The sequence below is a fragment of the Loktanella sp. SALINAS62 genome (assembly GCF_018263905.1).
GTDB lineage: Bacteria > Pseudomonadota > Alphaproteobacteria > Rhodobacterales > Rhodobacteraceae > Loktanella.
Genome location: NZ_JAAFZU010000027.1, coordinates 104,289 through 121,087, shown reverse-complemented (window position 1 = coordinate 121,087; position 16,799 = coordinate 104,289). Strand labels below are relative to the sequence as shown.

Annotated in this window: 16 protein-coding genes; 5 read left to right on the top strand and 11 right to left on the bottom strand. The window is 60.6% G+C overall.

From position 1 onward, the window contains the following. The first annotated feature begins 68 nt into the window (after positions 1–68). Together GZH79_RS09835 and denD are read left to right on the top strand one after the other, a co-directional pair. A complete protein-coding gene (locus GZH79_RS09835) occupies positions 69–1,208 on the top strand; it encodes a fumarylacetoacetate hydrolase family protein (protein ID WP_211643615.1) in 1,140 nt (379 codons plus the stop codon). Continuing rightward, positions 1,205–2,167 carry a D-erythronate dehydrogenase gene (denD, locus tag GZH79_RS09830; protein ID WP_211643614.1) on the top strand — a complete coding sequence of 321 codons (963 nt, stop codon included), beginning with the start codon at positions 1,205–1,207 and terminating at the stop codon, positions 2,165–2,167. The genes GZH79_RS09835 and denD overlap by 4 nt, the downstream gene beginning before the upstream one ends. A gap of 12 nt (positions 2,168–2,179) precedes the next feature. On the opposite strand, the gene GZH79_RS09825 is transcribed toward denD, so the two are convergent. The 7 genes from GZH79_RS09825 to GZH79_RS09795 all read right to left on the bottom strand — a co-directional run bounded on the left by GZH79_RS09825 (position 2,180) and on the right by GZH79_RS09795 (position 8,831). Continuing rightward, a complete protein-coding gene (locus GZH79_RS09825) occupies positions 2,180–2,962 on the bottom strand; it encodes a TIM barrel protein (protein ID WP_211643669.1) in 783 nt (260 codons plus the stop codon). Further along, the gene (locus tag GZH79_RS09820; protein ID WP_211643613.1) at positions 2,959–3,603 is read right to left on the bottom strand and encodes an aldolase; all 645 of its coding nucleotides are present in this window, start codon (positions 3,601–3,603) and stop codon (positions 2,959–2,961) included. Before GZH79_RS09820 ends, GZH79_RS09825 begins: the two co-directional genes overlap by 4 nt. After that, entirely contained in the window at positions 3,600–4,835 is a 1,236-nt protein-coding gene (otnK, locus tag GZH79_RS09815) for a 3-oxo-tetronate kinase (RefSeq protein ID WP_211643612.1), read from the bottom strand. Before otnK ends, GZH79_RS09820 begins: the two co-directional genes overlap by 4 nt. Continuing rightward, positions 4,835–5,728, bottom strand: coding sequence for an L-threonate dehydrogenase (gene ltnD / locus GZH79_RS09810; RefSeq protein ID WP_211643611.1), 894 nt, complete (start codon positions 5,726–5,728; stop codon positions 4,835–4,837). The genes otnK and ltnD overlap by 1 nt, the downstream gene beginning before the upstream one ends. A 73-nt stretch (positions 5,729–5,801) precedes the next feature. Continuing rightward, positions 5,802–7,139 carry a TRAP transporter large permease subunit gene (locus GZH79_RS09805; protein WP_249219080.1) on the bottom strand — a complete coding sequence of 446 codons (1,338 nt, stop codon included), beginning with the start codon at positions 7,137–7,139 and terminating at the stop codon, positions 5,802–5,804. After that, positions 7,140–7,739: a TRAP transporter small permease gene (locus GZH79_RS09800; protein ID WP_211643610.1), complete on the bottom strand. Its 600-nt coding sequence runs from the start codon at positions 7,737–7,739 to the stop codon at positions 7,140–7,142. Positions 7,740–7,805: 66 nt separating this feature from the next. Further along, positions 7,806–8,831, bottom strand: coding sequence for a TRAP transporter substrate-binding protein (locus GZH79_RS09795; RefSeq protein ID WP_211643609.1), 1,026 nt, complete (start codon positions 8,829–8,831; stop codon positions 7,806–7,808). Positions 8,832–8,959: 128 nt separating this feature from the next. Between GZH79_RS09795 and GZH79_RS09790 the strand changes: the two genes are divergently transcribed. The 3 genes from GZH79_RS09790 to GZH79_RS09780 all read left to right on the top strand — a co-directional run bounded on the left by GZH79_RS09790 (position 8,960) and on the right by GZH79_RS09780 (position 11,334). After that, on the top strand, positions 8,960–9,175 hold the full coding sequence (locus GZH79_RS09790) for a hypothetical protein (protein WP_211643608.1): 216 nt from the start codon (positions 8,960–8,962) through the stop codon (positions 9,173–9,175). A gap of 159 nt (positions 9,176–9,334) precedes the next feature. Further along, positions 9,335–10,033 (top strand): GntR family transcriptional regulator, encoded by a 699-nt coding sequence (locus GZH79_RS09785; protein ID WP_211643607.1) that lies wholly within the window; start codon positions 9,335–9,337, stop codon positions 10,031–10,033. 290 nt (positions 10,034–10,323) lie between these two features. After that, positions 10,324–11,334, top strand: coding sequence for a TerC family protein (locus tag GZH79_RS09780; RefSeq protein WP_211643606.1), 1,011 nt, complete (start codon positions 10,324–10,326; stop codon positions 11,332–11,334). A 232-nt stretch (positions 11,335–11,566) separates the two neighbouring features. Here the strand turns inward: GZH79_RS09780 and GZH79_RS09775 are convergent, their stop codons facing one another. The 4 genes from GZH79_RS09775 to GZH79_RS09755 form a co-directional block, all read right to left on the bottom strand. Further along, positions 11,567–12,886: a PQQ-dependent sugar dehydrogenase gene (locus tag GZH79_RS09775; RefSeq protein ID WP_211643605.1), complete on the bottom strand. Its 1,320-nt coding sequence runs from the start codon at positions 12,884–12,886 to the stop codon at positions 11,567–11,569. 124 nt (positions 12,887–13,010) lie between these two features. Further along, on the bottom strand, positions 13,011–13,766 hold the full coding sequence (locus tag GZH79_RS19005) for a c-type cytochrome (RefSeq protein ID WP_249219079.1): 756 nt from the start codon (positions 13,764–13,766) through the stop codon (positions 13,011–13,013). A gap of 265 nt (positions 13,767–14,031) precedes the next feature. Continuing rightward, the gene (locus GZH79_RS09760; protein ID WP_211643604.1) at positions 14,032–16,014 is read right to left on the bottom strand and encodes a protein-L-isoaspartate(D-aspartate) O-methyltransferase; all 1,983 of its coding nucleotides are present in this window, start codon (positions 16,012–16,014) and stop codon (positions 14,032–14,034) included. Between the two features lie 60 nt (positions 16,015–16,074). Then, the gene (locus GZH79_RS09755) at positions 16,075–16,566 is read right to left on the bottom strand and encodes a DUF892 family protein (RefSeq protein ID WP_211643603.1); all 492 of its coding nucleotides are present in this window, start codon (positions 16,564–16,566) and stop codon (positions 16,075–16,077) included. Positions 16,567–16,799: the final 233 nt, after the last annotated feature.

Genomic DNA, 16,799 nt, shown 5'->3' with positions numbered 1-16,799 from the left:
AGCCACCGCGCGACCCGCGCCGAACCGGTGCAATCACCTCCTTGTTGCCCTTGCACAAAGGCTTGACCATGCTGCCAACCGATCATTCCAGCGCTCTGCTTGTCGGCCGCGTACAGACCGCCGATGGACCCGTCGTTGTCACACTGCGCGACGGTCGTGTGATCGACATCACCTCGTCCGCGATACCGACGATGCGCGACCTGCTGGAACGTGACGACCCGGCTGACTATGTGCTCCACGCCAAGGGCACGGACATCGGGTCACTGGACGACATTGCCCAAGGCTCCACCGAAACACCGATGACGCCGCATCTTCTGCCCCCCGCCGACCTGCAGGCGATCAAGGCCGCGGGTGTGACCTTTGCCGAAAGCATGGTCGAAAGGGTGATCGAGGAACAGGCCGCAGGCAATGCCGACCGCGCGCATGAAATCAGGATGCGGGTGCAGGGTGTGATCGGCGAGAGCCTGGCCGGGATCGTGCCCGGCTCTGACAAGGCGATGCAGGTCAAGGCGCTTTTGCAAAAGGAAGGGCTTTGGTCGCAATACCTCGAAGTGGGCATCGGCCCCGACGCAGAGGTGTTTACCAAGTGCCAGCCGCTGGCCGCCGTCGGCTGGGGCGCCAGCGTCGGGCTGCACCCAATGTCGCACTGGAACAACCCCGAACCCGAAGTCGTGCTGGCCGTGGACAGCCGTGGCCGCATCCTTGGTGCCACGCTGGGCAACGATGTGAACCTGCGCGACGTCGAAGGCCGCTCAGCGCTCCTGCTGGGCAAGGCCAAGGACAACAATGCCTCTTGCGCCATCGGACCCTTTATCCGCTTGTTCGACGGTCACTATACCATGGAGGACGTGCGCCGGGCTGAACTGACGCTCGACGTGACCGGAGAAGACGGCTTCTTGCTCAAAGGCCGGTCGTCCATGTCCCGGATCAGCCGTGATCCGACCGATATCGTCACCCAGACCATCGGGCGGCATCACCAGTATCCTGACGGCTTTATGCTGTTCCTCGGCACGCTCTTTGCGCCTGTTCAGGACCGCGATGCCCCCGGTCAGGGCTTCACGCACAAACCGGGCGACGTGGTGACGATATCAGACGACCGGCTGGGCAGCCTGCGCAACACCGTGCAACTGTCGACCACCTGCCCGGAATGGACCTTTGGCGCAGGGGCCCTGATGCGCAACCTCGCAAGCCGGGGGTTGTTGAGTTGAATATCCTGATCATTGGCGGCGGCGGTTTTCTGGGCCAGAAGTTGGCGCATCGGCTGGAGGCAGCGGGGCAGTTGCGGAACAGCGAGATCACCGGATTGACGCTGGCCGACATCACGGCTCCGGGCGCTGTCGCCGCGCCTTTTGCGGTCAAGACGATTGCCTGCGACATTACCGACCCCGCAGCGGTCAGCGGGCTTCTGACGGCGCGGTTCGATACAATTTTTCTTCTTGCCGCAGTAGTGTCGTCCCACGCCGAGGCAGAGTTCGAGGTCGGCATGCAGGTCAACCTGCACGGCGTGCTGAACGTGCTGGAGGCCGCACGGCTGACTGAAACTGTGCCCGTGCTTGTTTTCACGTCGTCCCTTGCGGTCTTTGGCGGCGAGGTGCCGGACCCGATCCGTGACTGGACGATACCCAACCCTCAGACCTCTTACGGAACACAAAAGGCAATCGGTGAATTGCTGGTCAACGACTATTCCCGCAGGGGCTTTGTCGATGGCCGCGCGCTACGTCTCCCCACCATCTCGGTGCGTCCGGGCCGTCCGAACCGGGCCGCCTCCTCCTTCATGTCGTCAATCATCCGAGAGCCGTTGAACGGCGAAGAAGCCGTTTGTCCCGTGGACCCCGATTTCGCGCATTACTACCTTAGTCCCCGTATGTGCGTTCAGAACCTTATCCGCGGGGCAGAGGTCGCCGCCGCCGATCTTGGTCAGAACCGCACCATGACGATGCCGGGACGCACGCTGACGATCCGCCAGATGATCGACGCAATGACAGCCGTCGCAGGGCCGAACGCCGCCCAGTTGATCCGGTTTGAAGACAATCCCGCGATCCGCAACATCGTGACGGGCTGGCGGTTCGCCTACGATCCGGCCAAGGCGCTGGCGTTGGGTTTACAAGCGGACAACAGCTTTGAAGACAACGTACGTTATTATCTGGAAGACGACCGGCCCGCCTGAAGGCCGTCGCGATCAGGTAGACCCTTCCAGCGGAAACGCCGACATCCAGCCCAGTCCGTCTTCTGTGCGACCCGTGCGCGGCTTGTATTCGGCACCAATCGGCGCGTTCCACCCCAGTTCGCGGAAAGCTGAGATCAGATTGGGGTAGTGCAGTTCGCCCCTGTCCGGTTCACCCCGGTCCGGCACGCCCGCAATCTGCACGTGACCGATCAAGTGGCGATGCGTCTCGAAGCGGCGTATCAGGTCGCCCTGCGTGATTTGCAGATGGTAACAATCGAACATGATCCGCAGCGCCGGATGCCCCACATCGGCCAGGATCTCGGCCGCATGTTCGATCCGGTTAAGGTGATAGCCCGCCACGTCCCGCCGGTTAATCGGCTCGATCAATACGCCGATGCCCAAGGGCGCGGCCAGCTCGCAGGCATGGGCGAGGTTGGCGCGAAATACCGCCTCTGCCTTTTTGCCGCCGTCGGTGCGGCCCGCCATGACGTGGACGTTTTCCGCCCCGATGGCTGTCGCATAATCCACCGCCTGCGCGATGGCGGCCCGCGCCTCATCCTCGCGGTCAGGCAGGGCGCAGAGCCCGAAATCCCCCGCCTGTGTGTCGCCCGGAGTGGTGTTGAGTCCCAGCATCGCCAGCCCTGTCGCGTCAAGCGCCGCGCGGACATCGTCTGCGGGCGTCGCATAGGGAAAGTGACACTCGACCGCACCGAACCCGTGTGCCTTGGCGGCGTGGATCGCGTCGGGTAGGGTGCTGTCGGTAAAAAGAAACCCAAGGTTTGCCGAGAACATCAGTCCCACTCCACATCGAATGTCGTGACCACGTCGCGGATTTGCGCCTCTGTCAACAAGCGGGGCTGCGCACCGCGCAGCAGCATGGCCAGCTTGGCGGTCTCTTCCAGCTCTTCCATCGCAAAGACAGCGGCGTCCAGATCCTTGGCCGCCACGACAGGTCCGTGATTTGCCAAAACGACCGCCGACCGTTTGCCCGCCAGACCCCGAACCGCGTTCCCCATCTCGGGGTCGCCGGGGCGGAAGTAAGGCAGCAGCTGGACCTTGCCCAAACGCATGATCGCATAGGCGGTCAACGGCGGAAGCATGTTGTCGGGGTCGGTATCGTGCAGCATCGAGAGCGCGACTGAATGGGTCGAGTGCAGATGCACAACGGCACCTGCGGTGCTGCGCGTTTCGTAGAATGCGGCGTGCAGCGGCATTTCCTTGGTCGGGGTGTCGCCGTCGACATGCCGCCCCTGCGCGTCGAAACGGGCAAGCCGCCCCGGATCCAGCGCGCCAAAGCTTGCCCCGGTCGGTGACACCAGCAGCCCGCCATCTTCGCACCGGGCAGAGATATTGCCAGACGCGCCACCAGTCAGACCCCGTGCAAACAAGGAACCCGCCTGACGGCAGATCGCTTCGCGCAATGCCGTGTCGCTCATGCCGCGCCCCGCAGCATCGTGTCGGCCTCGGCAAAGAAATCGGGGCCGCCGAAATTGCCGGATTTCAACGCCAGTACAAGATCCGGTCCCGCGCGCAGGCAGGGCACGCCCGGTGCGATCTCGGGGCCGATTTCAAGCGCGGGGGGCGCCAGCGCCTCGACCACCGAACCCGATGTCTCGCCGCCCGCCGTAATCAATCGGGTGACGCCGCCCGCGACCAGCGCGCGCGCCGTCTCTGCAAAAAACGCTTCGACCCGTGCCGCGATTGTCTCTGCGCCAAAGCGGTCCTTGGCCGCGCCCACCACGTCCGGCGTGGCCGATGAATAGATCAGTGGCAGGCCGTCTTGCGCCAGCGCCCAATCCGCTATCTGCCCGGCAGAGATTTCGTCTGACATGAGCGCCTCGGCGGTGATCTCGAAGCGCGGCCCGGCGTGGCGTTCGACCTGCAAGCGAGTGGCGTTGGAGCAGGACCCTGACAGCACCGCCGCGCGCCCCGTTTGCCCCAGCCAACTGCTGGCTGTTCCCGCCAGCAGGCCGGCCCGGCGAAAGTTGACCGGCAGGCCCATCGCGATGCCCGAACCGCCTGTGACCAGCTTCAGTCCGTTCGCGGCCGCCCCAAGCGCCAGCAGGTCGGCGTCGCGGATCGCGTCGCAAACCACCAGCCGGACCGGTTCCGCCTCCAGCCGCGCGCGGATCGCTTGTGCACCCTCGAACACGACAGAGGCGGGCACATGCCCGACCGGGCCCGTCATCTGACGGGCCAACCAGCGCCGCAGATCGGGGTCGGTCATGGGCGTCAGCGGATGGTTCTCCATACCGCTTTCGTTGAGAAGCCTGTCATTGACGAAAAGGTGCCCCTGATAGACCGAACGGCCGGTCGCGGGAAACGCAGGGCAGACGATCACGTGCTTTGCGTCTAGCCTGTCGGCCAACGCTTCGGCGACGGGGCCGATATTGCCATCCGGCGTCGAATCGAAGGTGGAACAGTACTTGAACAGGATCTGCTCGCAGCCTTGCGCCAGTAGCCAGTCCAGCGCGGCAAGCGAGATTTGCACCGCCTCATCCACCGGAATCGACCGCGACTTGAGTGCGACCACCCCGGCCTCTACCTCTGGCGCGGCGGGGCCGGGGGGCACGCCGACGTATTGCACCGTGCGCATCCCTGCCTTGACCAGCGTGTTTCCAAGATCGCTTGCCCCGGTGAAATCGTCTCCGATACAACCCAGCAGCATCAGCTGTCTCCAGGCAGGGTCAGACCGGCGGCGCGCGCGTAGACACGTGTGACGGCGGCATCGTCCTCGGCCCCCCATCCTGCCGCGACCGCAGCTTCGAACTGGCCAAGCGCCGCGCGGGTCAACGGCACCGGTAATCCCGCGTCATCTGCAATGGTGGATACAATGCCAAGATCCTTGGGCCAGATCGTCACCGCAGAGCGGGGGGCAAAGTCAGCAGCGACCACATGCGGTGCGCGGTTCTCGAACATCCATGAGGTGCCTGCCGAAGCCGAAATCACATCGACCGTGCGCTGAAGATCCAGTCCTTGACTCGACGCAAATGCCAGTGCCTCGCCCATTGCGGCGATGTGCACACCAGCCAAAAGCTGGTTCACCGCTTTCATGGCCGAGCCAGCGCCCGCGACGCGGCCAAGATCGTGCACCGTTTCGGCCATGGCGTCGAGAGCGGGCCGCGCCGCGTCAAAGGCCGCTTCGGTCCCTGCTGCCATGATCGACAACTTGCCTTGGGCAGCCTTGGCAGCCCCGCCCGAGATAGGGGCATCAAGATAATGCAACCCCAGCGCCTCTGCCTTGGCGGCCAGTCTTCGGGCGACCTGCGGCGGTACCGTGGCGCAGGACAGGATCGCGCTGCCGTGTTTCATCGTCCCGGCGCAACCTTCGGCACCGAAAAGCACGGCTTCGGTCTGGTCTGCATTCAACACGACGCTGACGACGACGTCGCTTTGCGCTGCGGCCTCGCGCGGGGTTCCGGTCTCTCCGCCCTCGGCCACCAATGACTTGGCGGCATCCGCCCTCAGGTCGCAGCCGATCACGCGATGCCCCGCGCGGCAGAGCGAGAGCGCCATCCCAAGCCCCATCGACCCCAGTCCGATTACCGTGATCACTGCCATGCTGTACCTCTGTTTTTGGTATATTATTTATGACGACAATTATGGGGAGTCTGTCGGGTGGTGACCACGCTTATCACAGCCCGGAAATCCCGGTGATCCACGGAAACGCGATGAGCAATGCCAGTGCGATGATCTGCAAGCCAATGAACGGCAGCAGCGCCTTGAAGATGTCCCCCAGCGAGATGTCAGGCGGAGCAACGCTTTTCAGGTAAAACGCAGCCGGCCCGAATGGTGGCGAAAGGAACGACACCTGCATGTTCATGCAGAACAGCACACCGAACCAGATCGGATCATAGCCAAGATCGACGATGATCGGGACGAAGATCGGCAGGGTCAAAAGCGCGATCCCGACCCAGTCAAGAAACATACCAAGGATGAACAGGATCAGCATCATGAACAGCAGGATATAAAGCGGCTCGTCAGAGATGCCGATAATCAGCGAACTGATGAAATCGATCCCACCCATGAGATTGAAGACGCCGACGATGGCGCTGGCCCCGATGCCGATCCAGACGATCATCCCGACGGTCGCAAGCGTCTGCATCGCCGCACCGCGCAACAGGTCGAACGTGAATTCGCCCCGCACAACGGTCGCCAGAATGACACCGGCAGCCCCGATTGCAGAGGCTTCGGTGACCGACGCGATACCGCCATAGATCGATCCTAGCACGAATATCACGACCAGCATTGGCAGGATCAGCCCGCGCAGCAGCGCGATTTTTTCCGCCGTCGGCATGACCACGGGGTCGGGATCGGGAACGCTCTTGGGCGTCAGGTAGGCGCGCGCCAGAATATAAATGACGTAGAAAGACGCCAGCATGAGACCCGGCAGAAAAGACGCCGTGAAAAGCGCCCCGACCGAGACGTTGGCAGCAAGGCCATAGATGATCAGAACGATCGAGGGCGGGATCATCGTGCCAAGCGCACCACCGGCGCAAACGACACCGATCGCGAGCCCACGGTCGTAGCCCAACCGCAGCATCTGCGGCAGCGCCAGCAGGCCCAGAAGCACGATCTCGCCGCCGATGATCCCGCTCATTGCCGCAAGGATGACGGCCACGAATATCGTCTGGATGGCCACGCCGCCGCGCAAACGGTTCGACAGAAGCTTCATTGCGTCAAACAGGTCCCGCGCGATGCCCGAACGGTCCAGAACGGCGGCCATGAGCACGAACATCGGAACCGAAAGAAATACGAAAGAGGTGACGAAACTGAAGACGCGGCTGGTGATCAGTGGAACGGCCATTGGACCAAACCAGCCAAGTGCGAAAACCAGCGCGACCAGCAGCGTGACAAAGGCAAGCGGCATGCCGGTCAGCAAAAGGACCATCAGCAGGCCGAACATAAGCAGAGTGCCATATTCGATCCCGAGCGCGCTCAGGTCGAAGCCGACGTCAAGAAGCTCTAGCATTTAGATTTTGCTCCCATCGGCGCTGTGAGTGCGCCGGGCATGGTTGTAGGCGAGGATCAGGAACTGGATCGCCAGACCGACCATGATGACAAACAAGAATCCCTTGAGGATCGCGGGCGTCGGCGGATTCCACGCAGATCCCGAGGTTTCCATCCGGAAGGCACCGGTCGGCGTCCAGAAGGCCAGCCTGACGACCAGCCAGGCGGCATAGGCGAAAAACAGTGCCGAGACCGCACTGACGAGGTAGATCACGACGTCGAAGGCACGGCGCAGGCGGGGCGGCAACACGTCGTAAATCAGCACGACCCTGATGTGACTGTTCCGCGAGGCGCAGAACAGCCCACCGTAAAGAAAGGCGATGGCGCACAAGAATATGCTGGTCTCGTGGACCCATTGCGTCGGGCTGTTCAGCACGTAACGCATGAAAATCTCGTAGATCAGGATCAGCGCCGCCAGAACGATCGCCGTGGCAAACACATATCCGATCCGTTCGATCACGATGCCAAATCGGCCTGCCTCGGGCGCGGTCAGTCCGACACCTTCACTGGTCGCACTTAGGCGCGTGTCCGCCACTCCCTTGGCTAAAGGTTCTCGGCTCATGGTCTTCTCGCTCTGAATGGAGGGGGTTGGTGGAGGGGCGACCCCTCCACCGGATGTGACCGATGATCACTCTGTGCTGAGCAGACCTTCTGCCTCGAGAAAGGCTGTCAGGGTATCATATACCTTCTGCGCACCCTCTGACTCTGTGGCGGCCTTTTCCCATTCACCCATGGCGATGGCACGGAACTTTGCGCGCTCTTCGGCGGGCCAGTCGTGAATCGTTGCGCCCTGCGCTTTGGCTTCTTCGATTGCTGCAGCATCCTTTTCATCGACAGCAGCCATCTGGCGTTCGGCTACATCTGCGACCGAGTCTTCAAAAATCTGCTGAATGTCAGCCGGGAAGGAATCCCAAGTGTTCTTGTTGATCGACACCTCGATCAGCGGCATCGAGTGGAAGCCGGGGTAGACCGGGTGCTGTGCAATCTCGTGCAGACCCTGTGACTGGTTGACGTGGAAAACGCTGTAGTCCGCCGCATCCACAACACCCTTGTCGAGGGCCGTAAAGACTTCTGACGTGGGCAGGTTCACCGGCGACGCGCCAGCAGCACCGAACACCCGTTGCACAAGCCCGGCCGGCGCGCGCAGTTTGAGCCCCTGAAGATCGTCGACACCTTCAAGCGGAACGTCCGAGACGAAAGCCTCCAGGCCCGGTGTCGATGCACCGACGAAATGGGTCCCATAGGGCTCGACCAGTTCGTTCATCAACTCCTTGCCGCCGCCTTCGTTGAAGAACTTCAGCATTTCGCGCGGGTCGGACCATGCGCCGGTCGGGTTGCCGATCAGGCCGAATGCAGGGTCTTTGCCTGCAAAATAGGACGTATCGGTGACGTGACCGTCAAGGATGCCAGCGCCGACGGCATCAAGCGTTTCTTGAAAGTCCACGATTGAACCAACGGACATCATTGTGATTTCGACGCGTCCGTCGGTCAGATCGCTCATCCCTTCGGCCCAAGCCTGCCACAACTGATAATTGGGGTCACCTGCCGGATCGCTTGACTGCATCTGCAGCGTAAAATCCTGCGCCATCGCGCCCGATGCAACAAGCGCAACTACGGCAGCCGAAAGGGCCCGGTTTATTTTGATCGATTTCATTTTTCTTCCTCCCAGAAGATTTCTCTTCACTTGACGAACGGCATCGGCGGGTCGCCGAATAATTCATCTGATGAATGGCTGAAGACACTCAACTCCAGTGTCAATCGGTGTTCCAAGGTCGCTCGGACGTGTCCTTCATCACGCCGGCAGGCCCACGAATAGCCATCAATCCAAGGCTGCCCTCCCGCGGCGGCCTTTTGACGGCACCCGGTCTATTGGCCGGAACATTGCTTTTGAAGGCGCTCGACGTGATCCGAAATCTCGCGGTTTTGACGACTTCAAACAACGACAAGACATCGCTTCATCAGCAACAGGGATACGAACGACACAGCGTTCGCGGTTAACATTAAAGATCCCCCGGAATTGCCGGGAATTCTGGTGACAAGCACACCGCAAATACGCACAACGGTGGGTGTAATCACGTTAGCGAGGGCCATCTCGACAGGCAATAACTTTTTGGCATACCAAATGAGATCATGAAAAAAGAACATGAAAACAAAATTATGACTGCATCGTCTTCGCTACCCGAACAGATCGCGACGCGACTGCGCCGCAATATCCTGCGCGGCGTGCTTGCGCCCGGCGACTCGATCAAGGAACGGGATAATGCCATCGAGATGGGCGTCAGCCGGACCCCCCTGCGCGAGGCGGTGCGCATCCTTGCCAAAGAGGGTCTTGTCGTCCTGCGCCCGGCCCGCAGCTCGGTTGTGGCCGATCCCAGCCTGAAAGAGGCCCGCGATTCAGTCGAGGTGTTGCAGGCGCTGGAAACGCTCTCTGGCGAACTTGCCTGCGTAAATGCGTCGGATGCCGAGATTGCCGAGATCCGCGACTTATTCGAACGCCACAGCGCGCTGAGCGAAACCGCCGAGGGTGACGCGCTGATCGATCTGTTCGAGGTAGACATGGAATTTCATACTGCCATCGCAAGAGCCTCCCACAATCCGGCACTGGCCGAAACGCACGCCGCATACCTCGCGCGGATGTGGCGTCAACGCTATCTTTCGGCCGTCCAGCGACGCGCCCGAGAGCGGGTGCGCCGTCAGCACGAAAACATCGTGCTCGGGCTTGAAGCCCGCGACCCCACCCGCGTCGGCGCAGAGATCAACGCGCACATCGCGGCGTTGATAAACAACCTTGTCCGGTTGTTCGAAGCACGGGAAGCGGGGCAACCTGTGACCAGCAATGAAAACAATATAGAGTAACAGCACACGGCATCTGAAATGGCGCTGAAAGCCATCGGGGCTGTGAATTCGCGCCCGTGAACGCGGTGTGCGTTGGTTGGTCCGGCGGCGTTTTCCAGATCCTGACAAATCATTTGCGCAGCGACTTGAATGGACGGATCAGCAGCATGATCTTCGCTAAGCGGGCCGGGCCCCTCTGACGACGGATGACCGCCGTGATGTCGGACCGCATCGAGTGCGCTCGATGGTTTGCCCGGACCCTCAACGGTTCCCTGTGACCTCGGCGTTAACATGCAAACGAGGTCCCGCACGTGGAAATCTTATTCTTTCTCTTTTTGGGCAAGCCGCTCTGGATGTGGCTTGTCTTTTTGGCTCTGGTCATGGGCCTTCTGATCTTTGATCTGGGAGTCCTGCACAAGGACGACCACGAGATCGGGGTCGCCGAGAGCCTGAAACTTTCGGCTATGTATATCTCGCTTGGCCTGGGCTTTGCCGGTTTCATTTGGTGGCAGATGGACGCAGCGGCGACAGCACAGTACCTGACCGCATTCGTTGTGGAAAAAACGTTGGCCATGGACAACGTTTTTGTCATCGCCCTGATTTTTGGCTTCTTTGCGATACCGCGCGAATACCAGCATCGTGTGCTTTTCTGGGGTATCCTTGGGGTAATCCTGCTGCGCGGCATCATGATCGGACTCGGTGCGACAATAATCGATCAGTATCACTGGGTGCTCTACGTCTTTGCAGCCTTCCTGATCTTTACCGGCATCAGGATGCTTTTCGTCTCTGACAAAAAGCACGACCTGAATGACAACGTACTGCTGAAGTTTCTCAAGCGCAGGTTCAATGTCACCGACAGGTTAAACGGCCATGCGTTCTTTGTCAGGCAGGCCGATCCCAAGACAGGCAAGCTGGTGCGCTTTGCCACGCCACTCTTCCTTGCACTGATCCTGATCGAGGTGGCAGACCTCGTGTTCGCGGTAGACTCTGTGCCGGCTGTCTTTACGATCACGACTGATCCGTACATCGTTTACACATCGAACATCTTTGCGGTCCTTGGCCTGCGTGCGCTCTACTTTGCGCTGGCTGCTGTGTTGCATCGCTTTGCATATTTGAAATATGCACTCTCGCTGCTGCTGGTGTTCATCGGATCAAAGATATTCGTGGCTGACGCGATGGGCTGGGAAAAATTTCCGCCGGAATGGTCGCTCGGCATCACGTTCGCGATCCTGGGTGCGGGCATTGTTTTCTCGCTGTGGAAAACAGGGCAAACCGGGCCAGTCGTCGCGCGCAGTGCAACAGACACGCCACCATTGGGCTAAAACCTGGCTGCGAGCCATCAGGACAGGGTCCGGGTAGAGGTGACTGTCACCCGGGCCCACGCCGTTGCCGCCGGATAATCATGGGCAAAGCGGGCACCGCTGTGCGGCAGGTTGCGTGTTCTTGCGTGGGATCCTGAACGTAAAAATCCGGCCAAAGCCGGATTAGATACATGCCCGCATTTTCTGCAGTCGATACCGCGCCGCCCTAGGGGCGGCGCAGCTTTCGGACGGCTTAATTTGCCGGTGTCAACTTGTGGATCGAACCTTCGTCGACTGCAGCATAAAGGCTGCCGTCGGGTCCGGTCACCAGCGACCGGAAACGGGCCGACTCCATAGGCAGGGTCATTTCCGTCACGTCGACCACAGAGATTCCATCGTCATCGGCGGACAGCTCGATCACGTCGATGCGCTGCCCAATCGGCGTACCGCCAAAGCCGATACCCATCAGGCCCACAACCATGGCGCCGTCCCACTCACCCCATGCTTCACCGTCAAGGAAGGCGGCAGAGGAACTGCCCTGCGACCAGCCATTGTTGGTCCAGATCGGTGGCATTGCGTCAGGATAGGTGTCGAAATCGGTCATTGGCATGTATTGCGCACGCTCGTAGCGGTTCAGCGCTTCCATCTGGTTCGGCTCGTAGCCGCAATACCCATCGGGGCAATCATCGGCACGGCCTGCCATGCCCGGGCGCGGGTCCCAGCCAGCGTTGCCGCCGTTTTCCAGCACCGTGATTTCGTCAGAGTGCCAAGGACCGTGTTCGACCGTGATCGGATCACCGGTTTCGGGGTGGAAAGCGATGCCCTGCACGTTGCGGTGACCATAGGTATAGGTCCGGTCGTCAAAGCCTTCGGGCGGCGCGTTGCCTTCGATTGCGTTACCGTCAGTATCGATCCGCAGCACCTTGGAACCCATCAACGTCGGGCTTTGCGGCACTTCCGGGTTGTGGTTGTCGCCGGTGGTCAGGAACAGGTTGCCATCGGGACCAAAGCGGACACGACCGCCGTTATGGGCGCCGGGTCCGCCAAATGGCTGGTCGGTCGCTTCCATTTTGTAGGGCACGTCGTCCACGATGTCGGTGCGGTTCGACACGTCGGTGAAATCCTCGTTCACCTCTAGCCGGATCAGCCGGTTGGTGTGCGGATCGGACATGTTAGAAGTCGAATAGACATAGATCCGGCGGTTTTCGTCGAAATTGGGATCGACGGCGATGCCCATCATGCCAGCCTGACCTTCACAAAAAAGATCTTCGGCGTTCGAGGCATACATGTCACTGGTGCCTTCACCGCCGGGCATTCCCATGCCAAGCAGCGAATTGACTTCGCCTGATGGCATCATGACCGACAGGCCGTCGCATTTTTCGGTAAAGAACATCGTGCCATCGTCGAGGAACGCCATATCCCATGGGTTGTCGAGGTCGGACAGCACGACACTGTGCTGAAGGCTGGTGGTATTGGCACCGGACTGTGCGAACGCCGGTGCGCCAACGGCCACGGCGGCAGCCGTGATAGCGATGATAGACAGCTCGGAACGGCTGTTTGTGCGAATATTCATTGTATTCCTCCCTTGGAATCTCTGTGTTTGCAAACCGCGGCTAAAGCGATTGCAATCATGGAACAAACCCGCCGCTTGACGGATTGGTTCCATGGCGTGGCAAAGATCGCCCTGTGCGGACGACCTATTCGAATGTGGTGGTGATATAGGCCACGACGTTGCCGATATCCGCGTCCGACAGCTCGCTTGCGACAGGCATCATCAGCCCTGAATTCGGTCCGACACGTTCGCCCGCCCTGTATTGTTCGAGACGCATTTCCAGATAGTCGGCGTCATGCCCCACGAGTTTTGGAAAGCTGGCCATGCCTTTGGCGGAAGGGCCGTGACAGTTGCTACAGTTCCCATCGTAGATGTCTTCGCCCGCGGCGATGTCGTGAATGACCTCGGCCTCTGCGGTCTTTGTTGTGTCGCTGGATGCGGCCTCTTCCATCGTTTCGGCTTCCTCCTCTGGCGAGAAGGTGGCGAGATAGGCAAAGACGTCGCGGGCGTCATCTTCGTCGCGCAGGCGATAGGACATTTTGCTGCGCGCGCGCGAATCGTCCAGCGCCTCGCGCAGGTATCCAGTGGGATCTTGAATAAAGGCTGGCAGGGTCTCTTCGTCCCAGACGGAACCGGTTTCGCCGTAGGCTTCCAGCGCGCTGCTGTAGGCGTAATCCTCTTGCGTGCCGGGGGTTGCGCCCGCGACACCGTAAAGGTTCGGTCCTGCACCGCCGCTGCTGCCGGCCAAGACGTCCCCTGCGTCGTTCTCGATGGCATGGCAGATGGCGCACTGGCGGCCAAACTGGGTCTCGCCTGCTGCGGCATCGCCGACCGCGTCCTGTGCCGCGAGCGGTGTAGAGAGCATCAGCGCGCTGGCTGTAAGAAATATACGTCGAGTCATGGGTCTTCCTTTGTGTTCACCGTCATGCGGATGATGCTTCAGAACACCCACCAGTTGCCCAAAGACCTGTGGCCTTCGTGGGTGGGATCAAGCCTTGACGCCCCAATGGTTCATGCGGCGGTGGTCAAATGTGTTCGCTATCCAACTGGATTTTCGGTCACAAACCTTATCGCACCGATGGCATCGTCCATGCGTCAATCTGATCGCCAGTGATGTCGGAGCTGCGGCGCATGAGGAATTTCCCCTTTGTGTGCTGAAAGCTGGGTCAGACACCGAACGGATAGGTTTCTGGCATGCCGTCCCGGCGGTGTTCCGGACCGAGGGGTGTTACCGCATTTGTCTTGTCGAACCAAACGAAAGCATCGAACTGGCGTGGCAAGGAGGCTTCGGCATAGTGGCTCTGAAGCTCGGTTTCGGGGCGGTAGATCACGCCGATGAATCGTTCGAGGCGCGGCACTTCGAGGCGTGTTCGCAGCGCCGGGTCACGATGCAGATCAAGCAGGAAACGCGGCAGCCCGGCGTCGTGGCACAGTCTTTCATAGCTGCCCTCTTTCGACGGGCGGACGCGTTTGATCTGCATCTCGCCGTTCCAGTCAGTGGCGGCGGCGACCGTGCCGCAATGGGTTCCGAAACCGATCAACGCGGCCTTATCCCCGAACCGTTCCCGGGCAAGCTGGCCAATGTTGTGCTCGCCCCGGGCGGCGCCCATGTCGGTCGCGCGGGCATCGCCGATGTGGCTGTTATGCGCCCAGACCACGGCTTTTGCGTCTGGCCCGCGCGCCTTGAGCACGTGCTCCAGCGTTTCGAACATATGGCTGTCGCGCAGGTTCCAGCTTTCTGCCCCGCCGTAATACATCGCCTTGTAATACTGTTCAGCCGAACGGATCAGACGGGCGTTTTGCGCCGCGTCAAGAAAGCCTGCACCGTTTTCTGCGTCGTCCAGTTGTCGTTCCAGAAGGGACTGCAGTTGGGCCACGACATCCGCCTCGCAGTCACGGTAGCTTTGGCTTAGCGCGGCGCGACCGTATGCAGCGGGGTTGCTTTGCCAGGGTGTGATGCAGCCATAGCGTTCCCGCGCAATTTCTGCCGCGTCGGGATCTACGTTGTCGAGATAATCCAGCACGGCGGCAATCGAGGCACCCATATTGTAGATGTCGAGCCCGTGAAACGCGACCTGCCGTTCGGTCTCTAAGCCGTCATTATGGTCGTGTAGCCAGTCGACGAAATCCCTGACATCGGTGTTGCGCCACATCCATGTCGGAAAGCGTGAGAAGGGCACATCATCCAATGGGCGGCTTTCGCGTTGGCGGACGTGACGGTCGATGACTGCCGCGTCGGGCCAGTCGGCTTCGACGGCCACGATCGAAAAGCTGTGGTTTTCGATCAGATGACGGGTGATCGCGGCGCGTGCGCGATAGAATTCCGAAGTGCCATGACTTGCCTCGCCAAGAAGAACGACGCGCGAATTTCCATAGCGGTCGAACAGCGCGCCGAATCCGGGATCGTCGGGGTCGGGCAGGGGTTCGGCTGCGTGCGAGATCATGTCTGGCAGCGAAAGATCGCGCGCAGGCACATCATTGCTCGCGACGCGCTGACCATCCTCTGTCCAGCCTTCGGCACCGATCAAGGGGACGAACCTCACCGCGCCCAGTTGCTCGGTCTCCCACGCATCTTCGGCGGTGCGGCGGATTCGGGTCAGCGTTTGGTGTTGGTCGCTTTGCTGTACCGGGATCACCAAGACCCCGCCGACGGCAAGCTGACGCTTAAGAGATGCGGGCGCGCTCGGTGCTCCGGCGGCGACCAGGATGGCGTCGAAAGGACCGGCGTCTTCCCAGCCACCCGTGCCGTCACCGGTGCGAATCGTGACGTTGTCATAGCCAAGTTCGCTTAGCCGCTTTCTTGCCGTTTGGGTCAGGGCGTCGTGCCGTTCGATCGCATAGACGCTGTCCGCGATACGGCTTAGCACGGCGGTCGCATATCCCGACCCCAACCCGATTTCCAGAACGGTCTCGCCGGGACGGACTTCTGCAGCTTCGATCATAAGACCCACGATGTAGGGTTGAGAGATCGTCTGCCCTTCGCCGATGGGAAGTGGTCTGTCTTCGTAGGCGAATTGCGCCATGTCCGGACCCACGAATGCCTCGCGCGGGACGTCGCGCATGGCTTCAAGAACGTGCAGATCTTGCACATTGCGGCGTTCGATCTGCTGGGTGACCATCGCGGCCCGTTCTGTTGTCCTGTCGTCCATGATGATGATGCCTTGCTCGGCTACTTTTTCCTGAAGCGATGCAGTGGTGCGGGGGTGCGCCTATTGCAGCGCGTCCGGATTGACCTTTTGCTTGGCAAGCCTGCTGAGGTCCGCATCGAACGCCTTGTCCTGCTCTAGGATGTCCAGCAGCACCGCCAAATCTGTGTCCAGATCAAGATGTTTGGCCCAGCAGGCCACGGTGCCATAGGCGGCAATCTGGTAATGCGCGATCTTCTGGGCAGACGCGATCAAGCCCGCATCGCGCACGTCCGGATTGTCCAGCATTTGAACCCATTTTTCGCTTTCGGCGATCAAAGCGGTCATTGACTGATCTGTATGACGATCGGGGTTGACGTCATGTTCGGCCAGAATGGCATCTAGGCGATCACGCTGTGACCGCGTCGTATCCAGATGCTTGCCGATGGCCTGTTTCAGGCCGTCATCGGCCGCCAGCGCCTGCAACCGTGGAAATGTGTCTTTTACTTGCGTCTCTACCGACTGCAGTTCCTGCAATTCCTTGAGATACATGTCGCGGAAACCATGAATTTTCATGTGTGACTCCATGCGGTGTGATGGTTGGGCAGTATGATAATTGGGGCGCGCGTATGCGCGCGCGCCCTCCGTCTTAGTTAACGACCATCGGTGCGGTGGCCCAAGGCAAGGCAATCACGATAAGTCCCAGCCAAAACAGAAAGACAATGAGCACTGCCGCGATGCCGGCGCCCGCACTTGGGTAATACCTGTAGCGACCCCCGTAGCGATACGGCCAACGGTCACGTGTGTAA